The organism is Ruegeria sp. F12 (assembly GCF_056533885.1).
Genome location: NZ_JBQFOV010000001.1, coordinates 496031 through 516915 on the forward strand (window position 1 = coordinate 496031; position 20885 = coordinate 516915).

Consider the following 20885-nt stretch of genomic DNA (forward strand, 5'->3'; position numbering starts at 1 on the left):
AATGCGTCCCTGAAACAGGGGCGGTATGGTGCTTGCTGGGAGTGTCATCGGGCTCATAGGTCAAAACTGTGTTAAAAACGAGAAAAGGGACCGGCATTTTCTGCCGGTCCCCCATTTATTTCTAAACCTTTAGGGTTTCGGCTTACTCTGCGGCCTCCGCCACTGGCAGGACCGAAATAAAGGTGCGGTTCTTGAGTCCCTTGTGGAACTTCACGGCGCCATCAACAGTTGCAAAAATGGTGTGATCTTTGCCCATGCCCACGCCTTCGCCCGGCCAGAACTTGGTGCCGCGCTGACGTACGATGATGTTGCCTGCGATGGCCGCCTGGCCACCATAGAGTTTCACGCCAAGGCGGCGACCAGCAGAGTCGCGACCGTTACGGGAGGAACCGCCAGCTTTTTTATGTGCCATTCTCTCTCTCTCCTTAGCCTTGAGCCAGCTCTTTGGCTTGCTCAACCCATTCGGGCTTCACTTTGATGGTGTCGATAGCAGCAATCTGCTCGTCCGACAAGGCGGCTAGAGCGCTAAAGCTCTCGATACCTGCGTCGTTCAGCTTTTTGGCAGCGGCGGGGCCGACACCGTTCAGCTTGGTCAGATCGTCAGCAGCAGCCGCAGCGGCGGCGGGTGCTTCTGCCTTGGCTTCAGCTTTCTTGGCAGGCTTTGCAGCAGGTGCCGCTTCGCCAGCCGGTGCAGAACCGGTAGCTGCTTTGATGCCCGACTTATCAGCGCCCGACGACAGGATGTCGGTGATTTTGACCAGTGTCAGTTTCTGGCGGTGGCCAACAGTACGCTTCGAGCTGTGCTTACGACGGCGTTTGACGAACTTGATGACCTTGTCACCTTTGATCTGTTCGATCACTTCGGCTTGTACGCCTGCGCCTTCAACGAAAGGTGCGCCAACAACCGGAGCGTCACCGCCCAGCATCAGAACATCGTTGAATTGAACTTTTTCACCTGCGTCGGCAGCCAGCTTTTCAACGCGGAGGATATCACCCGCCTGAACCTTGTACTGCTTGCCGCCAGTCTTGAGGACCGCAAACATGCGTCTTTCCTTTGTCTAACCGCGTTCTGTGGTCCCCTTGCGGGTGTTGCCGGCTTTCGCCACCTCGAACAGCGCGCCCTTTTCGGGCCGTGTGACGACCCTTGGGATAGTCCCGATGGGTCAATAATAACGAGACCCGGCGCGGAGGAACCGGCCGGGATGCGCGCTTATCCATAGAATGCAGGACAAAGTCAACATCAAAAGCAACTCAAAGATCAGAGCCGCGCAGTACCTGTGAAACTGCAAGACCCAACCGGTAATAGATCTTGTCATAGGTGCGGTCGAAACTGTCGAAAAAGGCCTCGTTCACGGCGCGGCCGGTCTGGGTCCGCGAAAAGGCGATGTTCTCGCGCAGTTGCGCCTCGTCCAGGGGTTGATAGGCCATCAGAAGGAAAGAATACAGCCACGTACGCGTTTCTTGTGTGATGGCGTCTTTTTCAGCGAGAAGCTGGGCCAGAACCTCGCCATCATCGCCGCCAATTTCGGAATTCAAGCCTCGGAAAAAGTTATAATCTGCGCTCACGGCGCTTTTAACATTCTTCTCGATCAACTCGTTGACCTCGATATACTCATCCACCAGTTGGAAGAATGTGCTGTCCTGATCCTGTGCGGAATACGCGTCTTGCGCCATCTCTTCTATGGTGTCGTCCTGAAAAGCCTGACGGGCAGAGTTTTCAAGCCGCACAACGGTCTGTCCCAGATCGCTTTCGAAAAACAGCACGGCGCGTTCCATTTGGCTGTCTGACAGCGTTTCCACAAAGGCGGTGGAAAACTGGTCGCGCATCCAGTCGGGATCATAGATCATATCGACTTGTGTTGCGAAATAGGCCCCGCCTGCCCCGTCCAGCATCGTTGTGTTGATCTCTTGCGCCTGCATCTGCCCTTCGTGGCGCAGCAGTTCGATCACCTCGTCCATGTGCAGGGCCGTCATCAAACGGTCAATCTGCTCGGCGACCGCTGGGGTCACACTCAGGGCAAGTGAAAGGACGGCCGCCAGCAGTCGCATCAGATGTCCTGTGCTGGGTGAAGATCGGCCATCCGCGCGGCCAGAACTTCGAATTTCATCGCCATGATTTCATATTGGATGGCATTGAGCAGTTCATAGACCTCTTGCATCAAGGGTTGTTCTAATGCGTCAGCATAGGCGGTCACGTCGGCATCCGAGAAATCCTGATACGTGTAGGCCGCGCCAGCCAGTGCCGAAAGCTGAATGGCTTGCCGCATGGCGCCTTCGTTCTGTTTCATCAACTCACGCAGATCGCCCGCATCCATTTGCAGGTCGATCACACCGGACGCGCTTGCGGCCAGCAGAAACCGGATCTGGATTTCCTGCAGCGCCCGCAGCGCGGTGCCGCTGGAATCGATCGCATTGTTCATGCGCTTCAACTCTTCGACCCGCTGTGACCCTTGCTGAATCAGGTCGGCGACGATCTTCTGGCCCTCCAACTGCTTGGCATCTTCGTCTTCGTGGATATGAGCGGCGTTTTCCGCCACGACCAGCCGCTGCCCCAGATCCGAGGCATAGAATTCGACCGCGTGTGTCAGCGCCTCATTGCTGAGCGTTTGTTCCAGAATAGCCACTGCGGTTTCATGCATATCTTCAGTGTCGAACACTTCTTCGGTTAGACGCGCCCAGTCCGAACCGAACCCTTCAGGATCAATGCCCAACATCTGCGGCGCCGAGGCCGAGGCCAGCGCGATACTTTGCAGCGCGACGTCAAAGCCGGTGGTGGTCAGAAAGGCTTCGATCCGGTCGCGATCCGCTGTGGCCGCATGGGACGGCAACGCGGCCAGCGCGAAAAGAAGCAGTGTAACGGGCAATGCGAAGAAGCGAGCGATATGTGTCATGGACATAGACCCTAGGTGATTTACGCCATCAGGCAATGGAAAATCCCAGAAGAGTGAATTTGGGGAATTTTCTGCTTGCACCCCTGCGCGTTCCTCACTAAATCCCCCCCTCACAGACCCCCGCGGAGAGGTGCCGGAGTGGTCGAACGGGGCGGTCTCGAAAACCGTTGTGGGTGCAAGCCCACCCAGGGTTCGAATCCCTGTCTCTCCGCCACTTTCCCTAGTGACGCCCAATTCCGAGACACCCGCCGGACGGCGTGTTCTTGCCTGCTGGTTGGGCCGTATCGGCACAAGGTAGCCCAATTCGCCTGGGTGACGCTTGACGCACGCAATTCCCCTTGGGCAATGCATATATTCAAATCATCTTAAGTTTATAAAACTAAAGGAGATTCGTATGATGCAGAAACTAATTCCAGCTATCCTTGTGGCAGCGATAGTGGCGGGCGGTTATTATTACCTCAATACGTCAGAGGCGCCCGAACCGGCAACGGCGACGGCCCCGGATGAGACACCCTCTGAGACCATTGGGGAAACAGCCAGCCAGCTTGTTGATCAGGCCGGCCAGGAAGTCGCCGCTCTGGCCGATCAAGGGCAGGACCTGATGAACCAGTGGATCGAAGACGGGATGCTGACCGTTCAGAATTTCGACTACGATACCCTTATGGCGTCGGTTCAGGACAGCGATCTGGCGCAGGACATCAAATCACAGGCCACAGCTATCTTGGAGGAGATCAAGGCCTCGCCCGAAACGCTTGCCGCGAAAATTCAGGAACTGCGGGACTTGTTGAACGCAAATTGAGTTCTGCAATTGCCTGCGCCGTTGCGCTACGTAAGCTTTGCCCTGCGTTGACCCTTGCCGGATCACGTGATTGGCTGGCCTGAGGGTTACAATGCCAACAGACGTTTTTGTATCAAACCATACACAGGATGCTTCAAGCTGTTGTTTTCGGGGGATTGAAATGAACACACCGCCATCAACCATGTTTGCCGTTGTTCAAACACAGGACGGGTATTCGGGAACGGCCACCGGCCCAGCAGTGGAAGACGCCGCAGAATGGTTGAGTGAAGCGGAGTTGCCGGTGCCCGCTCCGGGCCCCGGTCAGGTGTTGATCAGGCTTCGCGCGGCCTCGGTAAATCCGTCGGATATTCACTTTATCAAAGGCGAATACGGCCAGCCCCGCGTTAAGGGAGCCGCCGCAGGGTTTGAGGGATGCGGCGATGTGGTTGCGACAGGTGCCGGGGCCGAAGTCCTGAACGGTCAGCGTGTGGCCTTCGTTGCGGCGGGCGCCGGGGCGTGGGCTGAATATGTGGTGACACAGGCGATGATGTGCATCCCCCTGAGGCCCGAGATTTCGGATGAGGACGGCTCGGCCCAGATCGTGAACCCGATGACGGCCATGGCGATGGTGGATATCGCGCGAAATGCCGGCGAGGCTTTCATAGTCTCTGCCGCGACAAGCCAGTTGGGCAAGCTGATGTGCAGTTTGGGTCGCGATCTGGGCCTGAAACCCATTGCCATCGTGCGCCGGGCGGATGCGGTAGACAGTCTGAAGGATCTTGGCGCGCATGAGGTTCTGGTGACGTCTAACCCGGACATGCCGAAAAAACTAACCGACTTGTGTCACGCGCTGAAACCGCGCGTTTTCCTGGATGCGGTGGCCGACCAGATATCCGAGCAGGTGTTTTGTGCCATGCCAAACGGCGCGCGCTGGGTCTGTTATGGCAAGCTCAGCCCCGATCTGCCCAAACTAACCCAGATGGGCCAGATGATTTTCATGGGTAAGCAGATCGAAGGCTTCTGGCTAACCAAGTGGATGACCACCACCCCGCCCACCGATCAGATGCGGGTTGTGGCCGAGGTTCAGGCGCGTTTCGCCGATGGTCGTTGGAAAACAGATGTTGCAGATCGCCTATCGCTCAGAAACGTGGTGTCAGAACTGGCCCATGCGCTAAAAAAGAGTGACGGAAAGGTGATTATCACCCCATAGTAGAACAAAGCCCTTTGGTCATCGTGGCCGAGGGGGACGAAGAATGCCGGACAAACCGGTATTGGGAGGTGAAGTTGGATAACGCGCAGCTGCTGATTAGCGGGCTGGCGAATGGCTGTGTCTACGGCCTGATCGCACTCGGTTTTGTTCTGATCTACAAAGCGACCGAGGCGGTGAATTTCGCGCAGGGCGATTTCATGATGCTGGGCGCGTTCGTCACCATCGGCCTGACCAATACCGAATATATGGGGCTGCCATTCTGGTTGGCGCTACCAATCTCATTGGGGATCATGGGAGCGTTGGGATATCTGCTGGATCGGTTGATCATCCGACGGCTGTTCGGAGAAAGTCAGACGGCTGTGGTAATCCTGACCATCGCCTTGGGCTTTGTGATCCGCTTTGTGGCCGGGCTGATCTGGGGGCACGAGCCGCAGACGCTTCAGAACCCGCTGGCCGGGAAAGAGGTGCGGTTCGGCGGGCTGGTGCTGGGGATGGAGGATGTGGCCGTCATCATCGTCACCATCCTGCTGACATGGGGGCTGTATGTTTTCTTCAGCCGGACCAAGTTAGGGCTGGCAATGCAAGGCGCCTCTCAAAACCAGTTGGCCGCTTACTACATGGGCGTTCCGGTCAAGCGGGTGCAAGGGTTCATCTGGGGTCTTGCGGGCGTGGTCGCCGGAATCGCGGGTATCCTGTTTGCCGCCAAGGGCTCGGTCGATCCGACCACGGGTCTGCTGGGGATCAAGGCGTTTGCCGCCGCCGTGATCGGCGGGTTCGGCAGCCTGCCCGGTGCGCTGGCCGGAGGGCTGATCGTCGGTGTCATTGAACCCTTTGCCAGTCGCTATATCGCAGCAGGCTACAGCCAGATTGCGCCGTATGCGCTGTTGCTGGCTGTGCTGATCTTCCGCCCCAACGGGCTGTTTAGTCAGGTTCGGGTCAAGAAGGTTTAGGCAGATGCGGATTGTATTCAAAACCGACTACATGCAGGATATCCGGCCATGGAAAGATGGCCATCAATTGGTCCTTTATCTGATCCTACTGGCGGTGGTGGCTGCGGCCCCGTGGTGGTTGGACGATTTCTATCTGGGTGAGCTGACAAACGTCCTGATCTGGGCCATCGCAGGTCTGGGCCTGATGGTTCTGACAGGCCACACAGGGCAAGTCAGTCTGGGTCACGCGGCTTTCCTGGCCTTTGGGTGCTATGCTAACGTCATCCTGCTTGAGGCGGGCGTGCCCTTCCTGATCGCCTTTCCGCTGGCTGGTATCCTGACCGGTATTGCGGGCGTGACTGTCGCGATCCCTGCCCTGCGGTTGCATGGCATTTATCTGGCAATCTTCACCATGGCCCTGTCCATCCTGATGGATGATGTCATCGTCTTGGCCGAGCCGATTACCGGCGGCGTTGGTGGCAAGTTCATCGGAGGCGTCGACATCTTTGGCCTGACGATCGACCGCTGGGGCACTCCGGTACATTTCTTCTGGCTGGTGTTGGTGGTCGCCGTTCTGGTGACGCTGGGCTTTATTAACTTGCTGCGCGCGCCTTTGGGACGCAGTTTCATCGCCGTGCGCGATTCTGAGGTTTCGGCGCAGGCGATGGGTGTCGATATCGCGCGCACCAAGATGATCTCTTTCGCTTTGTCCTGTGCCGTCACCGGATGGGCGGGTGCGCTGATGGGGATGTTCTCGGGCGCGTTCAACAACGAGACATTCAGCGTCGTGATCTCGATCCAGTTGCTGATGATGATCGTGATCGGCGGGCTCGGCTCGATCCACGGCGCGTTTCTGGGCGCGATCATCGTGGGGTTCCTGCCGCAATTCTTGTCGATTTCAAAGGAATATGTGGGTGCCCTGTTCGGCGGCAATACCGTCGCCATTCCGGGGCTGGAATTCGGCATCTTCGGCATGATCCTAATTGCCTTCATCCTGTTTGAACCGATGGGCATGTATGGCCGATGGCTGAAAATACGCACGTGGTTCGAGCTTTTCCCGTTCTACCGCAAGGACATGTTCAAGCGTCAGAAATCCTACCTCAAGACGGAGCGCCTGAGATGAGCCTGCTCGCGTTCCAGAACGTCACCCTGAAATTCGGCGGCCTCACGGCGGTGAATGACCTGTCCTTTTCCGTCGAAGAAGGCGAGGTCTTTGCCATTGTCGGCCCCAACGGCGCGGGCAAGTCGACGGTATTCAACCTGATCTCACGCTTCTACGACCCGTTTGCGGGCTCTATTCGGTTTGACGGACATGATTTGCTGCAGGTCAAACCCTCTGGCGTGGCAGCCTATGGCGTGGCGCGGACGTTCCAGAATATCGAACTGTTCGAACATGCCACCGTGTTGCAGAACCTGCTGGTCGGACGGCACCGCCATCGAAAAACAAACCTGATATCAGAGGTTCTGTTTCTGCCCTCGGCCCGGCGGCAAGAGCTGGAAAACCGCGAAAAGGTCGAAGAGATCATAGATTTCCTCGACCTGCAGGCCTACCGCGACAAGATGATCTCTGGCCTGCCTTACGGCGTCCGCAAAGTGGTCGAGGTTGCCCGTGCACTGGCCACGGAACCCAAACTGTTGTTGCTGGACGAACCTGCATCCGGCCTGTCGGTCGAGGAGACGTCTGATCTGCGCTGGTGGATCGACGATATCCGCAGGCAGATGGGGATTACGGTGCTGATGGTCGAACATGACATGGGGCTGGTCTCAGGCGTGTCTGACCGCGTGTTGGCGATGGCTGATGGTGCGATGCTGGCGCTGGGAACACCGGCCGAGGTGCAATCCCACCCGGCTGTGGTCGAGGCCTATTTGGGGAAGGCCTCATGAGCGCGCCGATCCTGACCATCCGCAATGTCGAAAGCTTCTACGGCCCGATCATGGCCATTCGCGGCGTGTCGCTGGATGTGCATCCGGGGCAGATCGTATCGATCCTGGGCGCAAACGGCGCAGGCAAGACGACGCTGATGAAAACCGTGTCCGGCGTGATGGACCCCGAAAAAGGCAAGATCACCTTTGACGGTGAAGAAATCCAAGGGTCCGAGCCGCATAAAGTCGTGCAAAAAGGCATCGTTCATGTCCCTGAGGGGCGCGAGGTGTTCCCTCTGCTTACAGTCGATGAAAACCTCAGCCTTGGGGCCTACACGGCGACCGACAAGGGGCAGATCGATCATGACCGCGAGTTGGTGTTTTCCTACTTCCCGATCCTGAAAGAGCGTCGCACCCAAGAGGCCGGAACCCTTTCGGGCGGACAGCAGCAAATGCTGGCCATCGGGCGCGGGCTGATGGCGAACCCCAAGATCATGCTGTTGGACGAACCCTCGCTGGGTCTGTCACCGCTGCTGGTGCAGGAGATTTTCGGCATCCTCAAACGCCTGAATGACGAGCAGAACATGACGATGATGCTGGTCGAACAGAACGCCAATGCCGCGCTGGAACTGGCCCATCATGGCTATGTGATGGAAGTCGGCCGTATCGTCATGGACGGGACGGCAGATGTGTTGATGCAATCCGAGGACATCCAGAATTTTTATCTGGGCGTGCAGGAAGACGGCGCGCGGGAAAACCGCCGCTGGAAACGCAAGAAAACGTGGAGGTAAGCGGCATGAATATCAGCACCCAGCCCCCTCAGACCAAGATCAACGGCATCCAGTTCAACGCTACCCCCGGCCAACGCCCCGTGCTGGTGGATGAATGCATGACGATCTGCGGGTTGTTTCAGAAACGCTGCGCCGATTTGGGCGACCGCACTGCACATCGGGAAAAGGATTTCGGCATATGGAAGTCCTATTCCTGGGCCGATTACTGGCAACATGCCAAGTGGATCGGGCTGGCCTTACGGAAGCTGGGGCTGCAACGGGGCGAGGTTGTCTCAATCCTGTCCGAGGACCGCAAGGAATGGGCGTGGTTCGATATGGGCATCCAATGTGTGGGCGGCATTGCTTCGGGCATCTACACCACCGATTCTGCCAAACAATTGAAATACCTTGTGAATGACAGCGACAGCCGCTTTCTTGTGGTCGAGAACGAAGAACAGTTGGACAAGTTCTTCGAGGTCGAAACCGAGCTTCCCGGTCTGCTGAACGTCATCATCCTCGAGGATGAGGGCCTGCATGATCTGAGCCACGACCGCTGCTTGATGATTGGCGATCTGTATGACATCGGACGACGGGCTGAAGCCGAAGAGCCTGACCGGTTCGAAGCCGAGATCGCCCTGGCCTCGCCGCAGGACACGGCTCTGTTGGTCTACACCTCGGGCACCACTGGGGCGCCTAAGGGCGCGATGCTGAGTCACGAGAACATCCTGGCCGCGATTGAATGCGGTGCGCACGCCCTGCCCTCGCTGGAAACGGATGAGCAGCTTTGCTTTCTGCCGCTGTGCCATATCCTGGAACGTGATGTATCGGTTTACCTGCCGCTTGCGTCGAAATGCGTGGTGAATTTCGCCGAAAGCCCCGAAACCGTGTTTGCGAACCTGCAAGAGGTCTCGCCCAGCACCTTTACCGCCGTCCCGCGGGTGTGGGAGAAGATCTATTCTCAGGTTCAGATTCTGGCGCAGGACGCCACCCCCGCAGGGCGCGCCGCCTTTGGGATGGCCGTGAACGCGGGTATGGCGCGGGCCGAGTATATCCTGGCCGGAAAGCCGGTGCCCGCCGCTGTGAGCGCGCAGTTCTGGCTGTGGGACCGTTTGGTTTTGCGCAATCTGCGGCGGATGCTGGGGCTAGACCGGATGCGGCGTGGCGGCACCGGAGCGGCGCCCATCTCGGCTAACCTTCTGAAATGGTACTGGTCCATCGGGGTGCCCATTGTCGAAGGGTTCGGGATGACCGAAACCTCGGGTCTGGCGACGCTGAACACGACCGAGCACAACAAAATCGGCACCATTGGCCGCGCGGTGCCGGGCAATGATGTGCGTATTGCAGTTGACGGAGAAATTCAGATCAAGGGTTTGAATGTTTTTCAGGGATATTGGCGCAACAACGCCAAAACCGCCGAGACCTTCACCGCGGATGGCTGGCTTCGCACAGGCGATATGGGGCAGATCGACGGCGACGGCTATGTGACAATCACCGGGCGACTGAAAGACATCATTATCACGGCCGGCGGCAAGAACATCACCCCGGCCGAGATCGAAAGCCGCCTGAAATTCAGCCCCTATATCTCGGACGCTGTCATAATCGGCGACCAACGAAAGTTCCTGACGGTGCTGATCATGATCGACCAGGAGAACGTCGAGAAGTTTGCGCAGGACCGCAAAGTTCCGTTTTCGAACTTCGCCTCACTCTGTGCCGCGCCTGAGGTACGCGATCAGATCAGGGCTGAGGTCGACGCGGTAAACAAGGAATTTGCGCGGGTCGAACAGATCAAGGATTTCCGCCTGATCAACGTGTTGCTGACCGCCGATGACGAAGAGCTGACGGCCACTATGAAGCTGAAACGCAGCTTTGTGGAAAAGAAACACGCAGATCTCATTGAAGATATGTACAATTAGATAAGGGTTTACCCAAAGGGAGGAGAAACATGAGGAACGTGATCAAACAGCTGGCCACCGCCACCGCTTTGACGGCTGCGGCAACTGTTGCAGGTGCTGAGACACAAGGTGTGAGCGACGATGAGATCGTCATCGGCTCGGTCAACGATCTGAGCGGTATTTTCGCTGCCGTCGGAGTTCCGGCCACCAAGGGCGCAAATGTAGTGTTTGACCGCGTGAATGCCGAAGGCGGCGTGCACGGGCGCAAAATCCGTTTCGTGGTTGAGGATAACGGTTATCAGATGCCGCGCGCGATGCAGGGCTATAACAAGCTACTGAACCGCGACAAGGTGTTTGCCATGCTGCAGTCACTGGGCACGCCGATGAACGTGGCCGGATTCAAACTGCTGGACCCAAAAGGTATTCCCAACGTTGCGCCTCTGACAGCCGCACGGCAAATGCTGCAAGAGCCGATGAAGAATAAGTTTACGTCGTTCTCGACTTATTTTGATCAGGCCCGGATAGGGGTGAAATATCTGAACGGCGAATTCGGATCACAATCCGTGTGCACCATGTACCTGCCCACCGATTTCGGCGAAGAAATTCTGGAAGGCAGCAAAGCAGGGGCCGAAGAGGCCGGTATCGCATTTGTCGCTGAAACCACGCACAAACCGGATGAGACGGATTTCGTCGGCTCTCTAAGCAAGCTCAAGGAGGAAGGCTGCGATATCGTCACAATGGCTTTGGGAGTGCGGCAGGCCATCACAGTGGTTGGCACGGCCAAAAAGATGGGGCTAGCGGATATGAAGTTCCTTGGTACTTCGGCCAGTTTCCTGACCGTGGTTGCGCAAGTACCCGGTGGCGTAACCGACGGGTTCTATGCGGCGGCCTCCTGGTTGGACCTCTGGGCGCGCGCGGAAGAGCCCGCCCCGGCCGCATTCATCGCCGAATACAAGGAGGCCACGGGCGAAGACCCTGTCGGTTTCTCGATGCTAGGCTATTCGGCCGCCGAGATGATGGTCAAAGCGCTAGAGGCCGCAGGCCCTGACCTGACCCATGACAGCTTTATCGCGGCCATGGAGACCCTGAACTACAAGGATGATCTGGTCGGAAACCAGATCACCTATGGTCCAGACGACCATCAGGGCGCGGATACTGTCTTTGTCAGCGTTGTCGAAGATGGGGCCTGGAAACTGGTCTACGAAGAATAAATCAAAGAAAAAGGGCTCGCCGAGGCGAGCCCTTTCCAATTCGGTGTCCGTCGCGATTAACGCTTCGAGAACTGGAACGAACGACGCGCTTTGCGCTTACCGTATTTCTTACGTTCCACAACGCGGCTGTCGCGGGTCAGGAAGCCAGCGGCTTTCAGCGCGCCACGCAGCGAGGGATCATAGAGCTGCAGCGCTTTCGAGATGCCGTGCTTGACCGCACCGGCCTGACCGGTCAGGCCACCGCCTTTTACGGTCGCAACAACGTCGAACTCACCTTCTACACCGGCAACCTGGAACGGCTGGCGCAGGATCAGCTGCAGAACGGGACGAGCAAAGTACTTGTCCTGGTCCTTGCCGTTCACGGTGACTTTGCCGGAACCCGGCTTGATCCAAACGCGGGCAACAGCGTCTTTACGCTTGCCGGTGGCGTAGGAGCGGCCCAGTTCGTCACGCACGGGTTCGCGCACGATGACTTCTTCGGCCACGGTTTCAACGCCTGCGACGGCGCTCAGCTCTTCGAGAGTATTGATCTGATCAGCCATCGGTCATTAGCTCCGGGTGTTTTTCTTGTTCATGGACTTAACGTCCAGAACTTCGGGCGCTTGCGCCTCATGGGGATGATCGCCACCGGCGTAAACGCGCAGGTTGGTCATCTGCTTGCGCGCCAGGCGGTTGCCCGGCAGCATACGCTTGACGGCCTGAACGACAACGCGTTCAGGATGTGCACCTTCCAGAATCTGCTGTTTGGTGCGCGACTTGATGCCGCCCGGGTGGCCAGTGTGCCAGTAGAAGTTCTCTTCGCGCTTCTTGCCGGTCATCTGGATTTTGTCAGCGTTGATCACGATAACATTGTCGCCCATGTCCATGTTCGGGGTGAACGACGCTTTGTGCTTGCCACGCAGGCGCATGGCGACGATCGAAGCAAGACGACCCAGAACAACGCCCTCGGCGTCGATCAGGATCCATTTCTTGTCGATGTCTGCAGGTGTTGCAGAAAAGGTTTTCATGGCAGGATAGTCCTGTTTGATGTGAAAGACCGCCCCCGTGTGGAGCGGCCCGAATTCGATGGAGCGTATTTAGAGGGGAGCGTTGCGCAGGTCAACTGCAGTAATCTCTTTTAAATGTTGTAAAAACAGTAACTTATAAAATAGGTATTATTTTACCCCAATTTAAACGCTGATTTGCTCAGGCGGGTTGTCCAACAGATTGCGCAGGCGCTGCATTGCATCTTCGAACCGTTCCAGCGAGACATGCCCGTTCATCGCAATGCGCACTGCATTCGGCGCGCGTCCATCGCGCAAAGCGAACTCATCGGCGGATCGCAGTTGGATCCCTTCCCGCTCAGCCGCCCGGCTAAATGCAGCAGCACGCCAGCCCGAGGGCAAGTTAAGCCAGACAAACGGCACATCAGGCGCCCAGTTCAGGTCAAACCCACCCAAGGAATTTACAGCCACGCGCACATATTCCCCCATCTTCTCGCGTACATCGCGGGCAATTCGCCGGGTGCGCGGGTCGGACAGCATGAGCCGGGTCAGTTCCGCCAGCGGTTGCGCCAATCCGAAATAACCGTATTCCGCCGACCTCCGCAGATCGACACTGCGCTCACGCGGGGCAATCGCAAAGCCCACCCGCAGCGCAGGCGTCAAAGTTTTGGAAATGGACGACACGTGCCATCCACGCTCGGGGGCCAGGGCGCGGTAGCTGGGCTCGCGTGCGTCGCCCATTCGGTAGCAATCATCTTCTATGATTTGCAGGTCAAAGCGACGGGCGACCTCGACAACTTCTTTGCGTCGCTCCAGGGGGGTATGCGCGCCAGTCGGGTTCTGAACTTCCGGAGAAACGCAGACAGCCTGCGCTGGGTTTTGACGTAGGACGTGCTCCATCGCGTCGGGGTCAATGCCCCATTTGTCCATCTTCACACCGACCACCTCGGCCCGCATCAGCTCTCCGGCACGGCGGAACCCGGCGTAGGACAGGTCTTCGACCAGGACCAAAGGTTTAGGGCCACGCAGAATCGTTTGAAACACAAGGCACAATCCGTTCTGCCCGCCATGTGTCAGTACAATATCGTCATGCGACAACGGCCCCAATGGCAGATCGGACAGCCAGTCAACTACGGCTTGGCGCATCGGTATATACGCATCGCGGGTGGGATAATTCAGAAACAGCCCCGGATCAGATTGCGAGACCCTTTGCAAACACTCCCGGATCAGAGCCACCTGCCCTACATCCGCCAGTCGCGGGCTAAACAGGCTGACGCTGGCATTGTACTTGTCGTCGCGCAGATGCAACTGCCGCGCCCAGACATCATCCAGAATCGGCGATTTCGGCGGGGCCACGAATGTACCGCGCCCCACCTCGGCTTGTAACAATCCCTCATCCGTAAGAATCGTATACGCACGCGCAACGGTGCCCGGCGTAATTTGTAACCGATACGCCAGTTCTCGTACCGGAGGCAGCTTAGTTCCGACCTCCAATAATTTGTTATCAATAGCTTTTCGAATTGTATCGGCCACAAGTGTATACTTAGGTCCCTTGGATTTCGGTAGAGACTCTGGCCAAATTGTATCCATTACAATTCTTCCTTTGATTTTGACACAATGTCGAATGTATCAATCAAATATACCGAACATATTACGTTTGTGTCAATACAATTTGAAAGGATACCCAAGATGACACGCGCAATGCACACCCCCGCCCTTTTGCTGCTGAACGACAGCCCTCGGCTGCCGCTGATCGCATCGCTGGCCGTGCGGTTTGCGGCGACTGTCACAAAGTGGGAGCGACAGCGCCGCAGCAGAGTCAATTTGTCGAAACTGGATGATCGGTTGCTGCGTGATGTCGGGTTGACCCGAGATCAGGCCAACCGCGAAATCGAACGCCCGTTCTGGCACGGGTAAGATATCCCCAGTCCCTTTATTGGGACCTCTTCCTTGGCCGGGCTCGTCCCGGCCATTTTTTATCCGAATGCCGCGGCGGCAGACCCCTCGGGCGGCAGCGAATAGGTCATCGTGGCACGTGCAACGGGTTTGTCAGAGCCTTCCGAATACATCAGCACATCGCCTACGGCCAAAGCCTTTCCCAGCTTCAACAGGGTGCAGCGTGCGATCATGTCCCGATCCCCATCGGGTTTGCGCATGAAATCCATCGAACAACCCGTTGTAACGGCCAGAGATTGACGACCTTTGCGCGCAAGAATGATCGCGTAGACACAGACATCGGCCAGACCGAACATGGACGGCCCTGAAACCGTTCCGCCCGGCCGCAAGTGCCGGTCTTCGACCACCAACCGCATGGTGATCGTGTCCTCGGTCAGGTCCTCAACCACAAAGTCCCGATGCACCTGCGGAAAGACCTGTTTCATATAGGCAGTCAATTCTTCCCGGTCTAAGGCCAATGACATGCTTCCCCTCCTCGATTTGCCGACCTAGAGTTGGCCTCACATCAGATCGGAGGGCAAGATGGGAATTCTGGAACGCAGCGACACCGGAGCGGTCGCAAGGCTGACGATGAACGCGCCGGAACGTCTGAATGCCCTCAGCGACGAAATGCTGGCGGCACTGCAAACCGAGTTTGATGCCCTGCGCGACGACCGGTCTATCCGCGCGGTGGTCCTGTCGGGCGCGGGCAAAGCTTTTTGCGCGGGCCACGATCTTAAGCAGATGACAGCGGGGCGTCAAAGCGAAGATGGCGGTAAGGCCTATTTCCAGGACTTGTTCAGCAGATGCGCACAGATGATGCTGACAATTCAGTCCTTGCCTCAACCTGTCATCGCTCAGGTTCATGGCATCGCGACGGCCGCTGGATGCCAGCTGGTTGCCACTTGCGATCTGGCCGTGGCGGCAGAGACGACGCGGTTCGGCGTCAATGGCGTGAATATCGGCCTGTTTTGTTCGACACCCATGGTTGCGCTCAGCCGCAATATTCCCCGAAAACAAGCGTTTGAAATGCTGACCACAGGCGATTTCATAACGGCTGAACGTGCGGCAGAACTGGGGCTGATCAACCGGGCCGTGCCGGAAATGCTGCTAGAGCATGAGGCACAATCCCTTGCGGAACAACTGGCGGAAAAGTTGGGATCGGCAGTGAAAATCGGTAAGGAAGCGTTCTATCAGCAGCTCGATATGCCCATTGAACAAGCCTACGCACATACCGGCGAAGTGATGGCGCAGAACATGATGCACCGGGATACCGAGGAAGGAATCTCTGCATTTATCGAAAAAAGAACGCCAAATTGGGAACAATAACGCAATTGTTTCTTGGGAATTCTGCCCGATTCCGCATTTTGGGACTTTTCAAAACGGCGACACTGTGGCAATGCTGAGACAAGGCTATGGCCTGAAAACCGATTTTGGGTCGCCGTAGGCGGAAGGTCCCTCCAGCTGGTCTCTCTCACCGGCGTTGACATTCCCGCAGCGGCGACCCCAAAATTTCCCTTCTTCAGACAATCTGACCCAACAGGTGTTTGCGTTGACGCGTGCTCTGCCCTATGTGGCTGCGCATGACACAGATACTGCATATCGTGGGCGGCGGCATGGCCGGGTCCGAGGCTGCCTGGCAGGCGGCGGAAATGGGCGTGGATGTTATGATCCACGAAATGCGGCCCAAAGTGGGCACCTTTGCGCACCAGACCGGTAACCTGGCCGAGATGGTTTGCTCGAACTCCTTCCGTTCGGATGATGATGAACAGAACGCCGTTGGCTTGCTGCATTGGGAGATGCGCGCCGCGAACGGGTTGATTATGACAACCGCTGATGCCCATCGGCTGCCGGCAGGCGGCGCCCTGGCGGTGGATCGTGATCCCTTTGCCGAATCCGTGACAGCCAAGCTACGGGCCCATCCACGAGTCGAGGTGTCCGAGGAGGAAGTAACCACCCTGCCCGATGACGGCCAATGGATTTTTGCAACCGGGCCACTGACTTCGGCTGCGCTGGGTGAGGCGATCCGGGCGGAAACCGGCACCGACTCGCTCGCCTTTTTCGATGCAATTGCACCCATCGTCTATGCCGACAGCATCGACATGAGCCAGGCCTGGATGCAGTCGCGCTATGACAAGGGCGAGACCGAGGAAGAGCGCACCGCTTATTTGAACTGCCCGATGGACCGCGACCAGTACGAGGCATTCATTGATGCCTTGTTGGCTGCTGACAAGACCGAGTTCCACGAAGGCGAAACCGCCGGGTATTTCGATGGCTGCCTCCCGATCGAGGTGATGTCGGAACGCGGTCGTGAAACCCTGCGCCATGGTCCGATGAAACCCGTTGGCCTCACCAATCCGCACCAGCCCGATGTAAAGCCTCATGCCGTTGTGCAATTGCGCCGCGACAATGCATTGGGCACGCTATTCAATATCGTGGGCTTTCAGACAAAGATGAAATACGGCGCGCAAACGGATGTTTTCCGTATGATTCCGGGGCTGGAGAATGCAAGTTTCGCGCGGCTGGGCGGGATTCACCGCAATACGTTCATTAACTCTCCAACCCTTCTGGACGCACAGATGCGGTTGAAGTCCAGACCCAACATTCGTTTTGCCGGGCAAATCACCGGGGTCGAGGGCTATGTCGAAAGCGCCGCTATGGGCCTGCTGGCCGGGCGGCTGGCTGCGGCGCAGATTCTGGGGAAAGAGTTGCCAAATGTGCCGCAAGACAGCGCCATGGGCGCACTGATCCATCACATCACAGGCGGTGCTGAGGCCAAGACCTTTCAGCCGATGAATGTGAATTTCGGCCTGTTCCGCCCGGTCGATGGGCTGAAAGGTGGCAGACGTGGCCGCAAGGACCGCTACAAGGCCTATACAGATCGGGCCAAGGCGGCGTGGTCAGACTGGCTGGCGCATTGCTGACTGGACGCAACGCGCCGTACCGGCCTAACATGGGGGCATGAGCGACGAATACATGAAAGACGTCTACGGGCTGGACACTCCCGAGGCAACCCGCGACCACTATCAGAAATGGGCATCCTCATACGATAGCGAGGTCGCATCGCACGGCTATATTACCCCAACCCGTGTGGCCGAGGCGCTGTGGTCGAAACTCCCCGAACCTCAGACGCCGATCCTTGACTATGGCTGCGGCACCGGGCTGTCTGGTCAGGCGCTGCGGACCGCCGGGTTCGAAGTTATCGACGGCATAGATCCCACACCCAGAATGCTGGAAGAGGCCGAATCCAAAGGCGTTTACCGACAGCTGTCCTCATTCGAGATTTCCAATCCCAATCCGGTGAACGCAGGGGCCTACAAGGCAATTGCAGCGATCGGTGTAATCAGCGTCGGGGCGGCACCTCCTGAGACTTTCGACATGCTGATGAAGGCGCTGCCCAAGGGTGGATTGTTGGCGTTTTCATTTAATGATCACACGCTTAAGGATTACAGCTACACCTGTCGATTGAACGATTGGCTTGATATCGGGGCCGCCCGGCTGCTTTTTCGGGAATACGGTCCGCACCTGCCGGGTATGGACCTGAAATCTGACGTCTACATTGTTGAAAAAGCGTGATTTTCACCACTCGGTTTGCGCCATCCCCAACCGGCCCTCTTCATCTTGGTCACGCTTATTCGGCTTTGCTGGCCAGCGACTTGGCGCGGCAGCACGAAGGTCAGTTCTTGCTGAGGATCGAAGACATTGACCGCACCCGCGCTCGTTCACATTGGGAAGAGCAGATGTACTACGACCTATCATGGTTGGGTTTGACATGGCCCGAACCCGTCCTTCGGCAGTCGACGCGGATGGAGGTATATGAGATCGCGTTGCAGCAATTGTGGTCACGCGGCCTTCTGTATCCCTGCACCTGCAACCGGCGCGATATTGCCGCGGCGGCCAGCGCACCACAAGAAGGCGCGCCTTTGCTGGGACCAGACGGTATCGTTTATCCCGGTACGTGCCGCGAGAAAGCAGATCGCTCAGGTCCGGTGCCACGCGATATTCCGCTGCGTCTGGACATGCAGAAAGCCGCGCAAACTGTTAAGGTCACGAATGAATTTCAGTTCTTTGAAACCGGTTGCGGACCATGTGGAAGCACGGGCTGTGTCTTCTTCTCGGATCGGGAACTGACCGACACAATCGGAGATGTCGTGCTGTCCCGGCGAGATATGGGCACGTCGTACCACCTGTCGGTAGTGCTGGACGATGCCGCGCAGAATGTGACGCATGTGGTCCGTGGGCAGGATTTGTTCGACGCCACCCGCATTCATGTGGTTCTGCAGGCGCTTCTGGATCTTCCCCAGCCCATCTACCACCACCACAAACTGATCCGCGATGATGCTGGCAAGAGATTGGCCAAACGCGACGATGCGCGCGCCATCTCGAAATACCGCGACGAGGGCGTTTCGCCCGCCGATATCCGCGCTATGATCGGGTTAGACCATCGGTGACATCAGTTCTGTTTCGTCACCGTCGCGCACAGCGGTGTAGAAACAGCTACGCCGGTTCGTATGGCAGGCCGGTCCTGTTTGCCGAACAATCACCAACAGGCAATCTCGGTCGCAATCCACGCGGAAGTCGACCAACTCTTGTACGTGGCCCGAGCTTTCGCCCTTTGTCCAAAAGGATTGTCGGGACCGGGACCAATACGTCACCCGGCCGGTCTGCAACGTTTTACGGATGGCATCTGCGTTCATCCACGCCATCATTAGCACTTCGTTGCTGTCTGCGTCCTGTGCGATGGCCGGGATCAGCCCAGTCTCGTTGAACGTCAGGGTCAATGGGTCAAAAGTCGCAGGGGTCGTCATCGTAAAAACCTTTTGCATCCGGGTGGATGCTTACTATGTATGGGGAACACGAACCGAGGGAAAGCCATGTCCGGCGACAATGATCTGATCAAGCTGTATTCCGGCCGTATTCTGGCGCTGGCGGCGGATATTCCGCATCTGGATCGCCTGAGCGATCCCGACGCGACGGTGAAGAAACGCTCGCCCTTGTGTGGGTCGACGGTGACTGTGGATGTCAAGCTGACGGACGGTCGGATTTCAGAGTTTGGGCAGGATGTGAAAGCCTGTGCTTTGGGTCAGGCCTCGGCCGCTGTTGTTGGCGGAGCGGTGATCGGTGCCACCCGTGCTCAGGTCGAAGCCGCGCGGGATCAACTGGCGGCCATGCTTAAGAAGGACGGCCCTGCCCCCGATGCACCGTTTGACGGGCTTGAGGTGCTGATGCCTGCGCGTGACTACAAAAACCGGCACGCGTCGATCCTGTTGGCTTTGGATGCGACCGCCGAAGCAATGGAACAGGCCGAGCAAGCCAACTGCGCCTGAACATGGCGTTTTTCGCGCATCCGGTCTAACCTTTTGGAAATGCAGGGGGCGCGGTGAACAATCTGCTTGAACATTTTGTAACGCTGTGGGTCGTCATTGATCCCATCGGCACCATTCCGGTCTTCATAGCGGTGACAGCTGGACTGGGCGCTGCAGCACGACGAAAAATGGCGCTGTTAGCCTCGGTGATCAGTGCCGGAGTTTTGTTGTTCTTCCTCGTCTTCGGTCAATTGTTGATCGAGGCGTTGGATATCGGTCTCAATTCCTTTCAGGTCGCAGGTGGGATCATCCTGTTTCTTTTTGCGCTGACTATGATCTTTGGCGAAAGCAAACAGGATGTGGAACAACGCGCCGCTGAAGATGACGAGAAAGATACGTCGCACCAGCACAATCCGGCGATCTTCCCACTGGCGGTGCCGTCTCTGGCCTCGCCCGGCGCCATGCTGGCCATCGTGATTCTGACCGACAACAACCGATATAGCATTGCGGATCAGGGGATTACGGCCCTGGTTATGATCTCGGTCATCGCCATTGCGTTTGTATTGATGCTGCTGGCTGAGCCGATCATTCGCCTAATTGGCCACTCGGGCGCTGCGATTATCAGCCGGGTCATGGGGATGATCTTGGCTTCGGTCGCTGTGAACTCAGTTTTGTCGGCAGTGCTCGAGATTATTCGCACCGGACAGCTCTAAAAAAAAAACCGCCGCACCTTCCGGGCGGAAAGGGCGGCGGCAGGTTGTGCGTGTCTCATGTGGGGTCCGGTATACCGCACGGGGCCGAGGCATGGCCCCTTCAAGGGAATTGGGACAGGCAGGTCACCCTTGACTGAGATGGGGATGACAGCGCGGCGTTGTCGGCATGAGATCGCAGGCAGAAAGGGTCAGAACGCTCCGGGCAGGTGCAGGGCAACCATCAGGATAACGACCAAAGACACAGCACCGGCAGCATCTTGCAGCAAAGTGGCGTGCGAGCGGCTGATAGCGGTTTTGATCTGGGTCAGCATGAGGTCACCTCCGGTCAGAGCTTTAATCCTTTGTTGACCTTTTGTTCTCATATTTTACCGAGTCGGTAAAGAACTTTTTAAGAACATTTGTGA

Annotated in this window: 25 protein-coding genes and 1 tRNA gene; 16 read left to right on the top strand and 10 right to left on the bottom strand. The window is 57.3% G+C overall.

Annotation, left to right across the window (positions count from 1 at the left end; genetic code table 11):
* Nucleotides 1-142 precede the first annotated feature (142 nt).
* From rpmA to ACR0CA_RS02505, 4 genes are all read right to left on the bottom strand, one after another.
* Entirely contained in the window at nucleotides 143-412 is a 270-nt protein-coding gene (gene rpmA / locus ACR0CA_RS02490; protein ID WP_010440093.1) for a 50S ribosomal protein L27, read from the bottom strand.
* A 13-nt stretch (nucleotides 413-425) separates the two neighbouring features.
* The gene (locus ACR0CA_RS02495; RefSeq protein ID WP_480873802.1) at nucleotides 426-1043 is read right to left on the bottom strand and encodes a 50S ribosomal protein L21; all 618 of its coding nucleotides are present in this window, start codon (nucleotides 1041-1043) and stop codon (nucleotides 426-428) included.
* 208 nt (nucleotides 1044-1251) lie between these two features.
* Nucleotides 1252-2049 carry a DUF2059 domain-containing protein gene (locus tag ACR0CA_RS02500; RefSeq protein WP_480504330.1) on the bottom strand — a complete coding sequence of 266 codons (798 nt, stop codon included), beginning with the start codon at nucleotides 2047-2049 and terminating at the stop codon, nucleotides 1252-1254.
* Nucleotides 2049-2891 carry a DUF2059 domain-containing protein gene (locus ACR0CA_RS02505; protein ID WP_480897343.1) on the bottom strand — a complete coding sequence of 281 codons (843 nt, stop codon included), beginning with the start codon at nucleotides 2889-2891 and terminating at the stop codon, nucleotides 2049-2051. The genes ACR0CA_RS02500 and ACR0CA_RS02505 overlap by 1 nt, the downstream gene beginning before the upstream one ends.
* Nucleotides 2892-3015: 124 nt before the next feature.
* Between ACR0CA_RS02505 and ACR0CA_RS02510 the strand changes: the two genes are divergently transcribed.
* The 9 genes from ACR0CA_RS02510 (at nucleotide 3016) to ACR0CA_RS02550 (ending at nucleotide 11544) form a co-directional block, all read left to right on the top strand.
* Nucleotides 3016-3105, top strand: a tRNA-Ser gene (locus ACR0CA_RS02510).
* 183 nt (nucleotides 3106-3288) lie between these two features.
* Nucleotides 3289-3690, top strand: coding sequence for a hypothetical protein (locus ACR0CA_RS02515; protein ID WP_480897344.1), 402 nt, complete (start codon nucleotides 3289-3291; stop codon nucleotides 3688-3690).
* A gap of 160 nt (nucleotides 3691-3850) precedes the next feature.
* Nucleotides 3851-4879 carry an alcohol dehydrogenase catalytic domain-containing protein gene (locus ACR0CA_RS02520; RefSeq protein ID WP_480897345.1) on the top strand — a complete coding sequence of 343 codons (1029 nt, stop codon included), beginning with the start codon at nucleotides 3851-3853 and terminating at the stop codon, nucleotides 4877-4879.
* Nucleotides 4880-4953: 74 nt separating this feature from the next.
* Nucleotides 4954-5829 (top strand): branched-chain amino acid ABC transporter permease, encoded by an 876-nt coding sequence (locus ACR0CA_RS02525; protein ID WP_480552116.1) that lies wholly within the window; start codon nucleotides 4954-4956, stop codon nucleotides 5827-5829.
* A gap of 4 nt (nucleotides 5830-5833) precedes the next feature.
* Complete coding sequence (locus tag ACR0CA_RS02530) at nucleotides 5834-6931, top strand: branched-chain amino acid ABC transporter permease (protein ID WP_170769728.1); 1098 nt, start codon at nucleotides 5834-5836, stop codon at nucleotides 6929-6931.
* Nucleotides 6928-7692, top strand: coding sequence for an ABC transporter ATP-binding protein (locus ACR0CA_RS02535; RefSeq protein WP_170769727.1), 765 nt, complete (start codon nucleotides 6928-6930; stop codon nucleotides 7690-7692). The genes ACR0CA_RS02530 and ACR0CA_RS02535 overlap by 4 nt, the downstream gene beginning before the upstream one ends.
* Nucleotides 7689-8462 (top strand): ABC transporter ATP-binding protein, encoded by a 774-nt coding sequence (locus ACR0CA_RS02540; RefSeq protein ID WP_170786723.1) that lies wholly within the window; start codon nucleotides 7689-7691, stop codon nucleotides 8460-8462. The genes ACR0CA_RS02535 and ACR0CA_RS02540 overlap by 4 nt, the downstream gene beginning before the upstream one ends.
* A gap of 5 nt (nucleotides 8463-8467) precedes the next feature.
* On the top strand, nucleotides 8468-10354 hold the full coding sequence (locus ACR0CA_RS02545) for an AMP-dependent synthetase/ligase (protein WP_480897346.1): 1887 nt from the start codon (nucleotides 8468-8470) through the stop codon (nucleotides 10352-10354).
* A gap of 29 nt (nucleotides 10355-10383) precedes the next feature.
* Nucleotides 10384-11544 carry an ABC transporter substrate-binding protein gene (locus tag ACR0CA_RS02550; protein WP_480897347.1) on the top strand — a complete coding sequence of 387 codons (1161 nt, stop codon included), beginning with the start codon at nucleotides 10384-10386 and terminating at the stop codon, nucleotides 11542-11544.
* A 56-nt stretch (nucleotides 11545-11600) separates the two neighbouring features.
* Here the strand turns inward: ACR0CA_RS02550 and rpsI are convergent, their stop codons facing one another.
* From rpsI to ACR0CA_RS02565, 3 genes are all read right to left on the bottom strand, one after another.
* Entirely contained in the window at nucleotides 11601-12086 is a 486-nt protein-coding gene (gene rpsI / locus ACR0CA_RS02555) for a 30S ribosomal protein S9 (protein ID WP_039535473.1), read from the bottom strand.
* Between the two features lie 6 nt (nucleotides 12087-12092).
* Nucleotides 12093-12551, bottom strand: a complete 459-nt coding sequence (rplM, locus tag ACR0CA_RS02560; protein WP_170711488.1) for a 50S ribosomal protein L13 — start codon at nucleotides 12549-12551, stop codon at nucleotides 12093-12095.
* A gap of 162 nt (nucleotides 12552-12713) precedes the next feature.
* Nucleotides 12714-14117: an aminotransferase-like domain-containing protein gene (locus ACR0CA_RS02565; RefSeq protein ID WP_480897348.1), complete on the bottom strand. Its 1404-nt coding sequence runs from the start codon at nucleotides 14115-14117 to the stop codon at nucleotides 12714-12716.
* A gap of 99 nt (nucleotides 14118-14216) precedes the next feature.
* On the opposite strand from ACR0CA_RS02565, the gene ACR0CA_RS02570 reads away from it, so the two are divergent.
* Nucleotides 14217-14444, top strand: coding sequence for a DUF1127 domain-containing protein (locus ACR0CA_RS02570; protein WP_170769722.1), 228 nt, complete (start codon nucleotides 14217-14219; stop codon nucleotides 14442-14444).
* A 59-nt stretch (nucleotides 14445-14503) separates the two neighbouring features.
* On the opposite strand, the gene ACR0CA_RS02575 is transcribed toward ACR0CA_RS02570, so the two are convergent.
* Nucleotides 14504-14947, bottom strand: coding sequence for a PaaI family thioesterase (locus tag ACR0CA_RS02575; RefSeq protein WP_480552113.1), 444 nt, complete (start codon nucleotides 14945-14947; stop codon nucleotides 14504-14506).
* A 58-nt stretch (nucleotides 14948-15005) separates the two neighbouring features.
* Here ACR0CA_RS02575 and ACR0CA_RS02580 point away from each other — a divergent pair, with 58 nt between their 5' ends.
* From ACR0CA_RS02580 to gluQRS, 4 genes are all read left to right on the top strand, one after another.
* Nucleotides 15006-15791, top strand: coding sequence for an enoyl-CoA hydratase (locus ACR0CA_RS02580; RefSeq protein ID WP_480504337.1), 786 nt, complete (start codon nucleotides 15006-15008; stop codon nucleotides 15789-15791).
* A gap of 254 nt (nucleotides 15792-16045) precedes the next feature.
* Entirely contained in the window at nucleotides 16046-17386 is a 1341-nt protein-coding gene (gene trmFO, locus ACR0CA_RS02585) for a methylenetetrahydrofolate--tRNA-(uracil(54)-C(5))-methyltransferase (FADH(2)-oxidizing) TrmFO (RefSeq protein WP_480897349.1), read from the top strand.
* A gap of 37 nt (nucleotides 17387-17423) precedes the next feature.
* Entirely contained in the window at nucleotides 17424-18038 is a 615-nt protein-coding gene (locus ACR0CA_RS02590; protein WP_170769718.1) for a class I SAM-dependent DNA methyltransferase, read from the top strand.
* Nucleotides 18035-18913: a tRNA glutamyl-Q(34) synthetase GluQRS gene (gene gluQRS / locus ACR0CA_RS02595; RefSeq protein WP_480897350.1), complete on the top strand. Its 879-nt coding sequence runs from the start codon at nucleotides 18035-18037 to the stop codon at nucleotides 18911-18913. Before ACR0CA_RS02590 ends, gluQRS begins: the two co-directional genes overlap by 4 nt.
* On the opposite strand, the gene hisI is transcribed toward gluQRS, so the two are convergent.
* Complete coding sequence (gene hisI, locus ACR0CA_RS02600) at nucleotides 18899-19288, bottom strand: phosphoribosyl-AMP cyclohydrolase (RefSeq protein ID WP_480897351.1); 390 nt, start codon at nucleotides 19286-19288, stop codon at nucleotides 18899-18901. The genes gluQRS and hisI overlap by 15 nt on opposite strands.
* Before the next feature lie 48 nt (nucleotides 19289-19336).
* Here hisI and ACR0CA_RS02605 point away from each other — a divergent pair, with 48 nt between their 5' ends.
* Together ACR0CA_RS02605 and ACR0CA_RS02610 are read left to right on the top strand one after the other, a co-directional pair.
* Nucleotides 19337-19789, top strand: coding sequence for an iron-sulfur cluster assembly scaffold protein (locus ACR0CA_RS02605; protein WP_170769715.1), 453 nt, complete (start codon nucleotides 19337-19339; stop codon nucleotides 19787-19789).
* A 53-nt stretch (nucleotides 19790-19842) separates the two neighbouring features.
* Entirely contained in the window at nucleotides 19843-20481 is a 639-nt protein-coding gene (locus ACR0CA_RS02610) for a MarC family protein (protein WP_170769714.1), read from the top strand.
* Between the two features lie 188 nt (nucleotides 20482-20669).
* Here the strand turns inward: ACR0CA_RS02610 and ACR0CA_RS02615 are convergent, their stop codons facing one another.
* A complete protein-coding gene (locus ACR0CA_RS02615) occupies nucleotides 20670-20792 on the bottom strand; it encodes a hypothetical protein (protein ID WP_269150150.1) in 123 nt (40 codons plus the stop codon).
* Nucleotides 20793-20885: the final 93 nt, after the last annotated feature.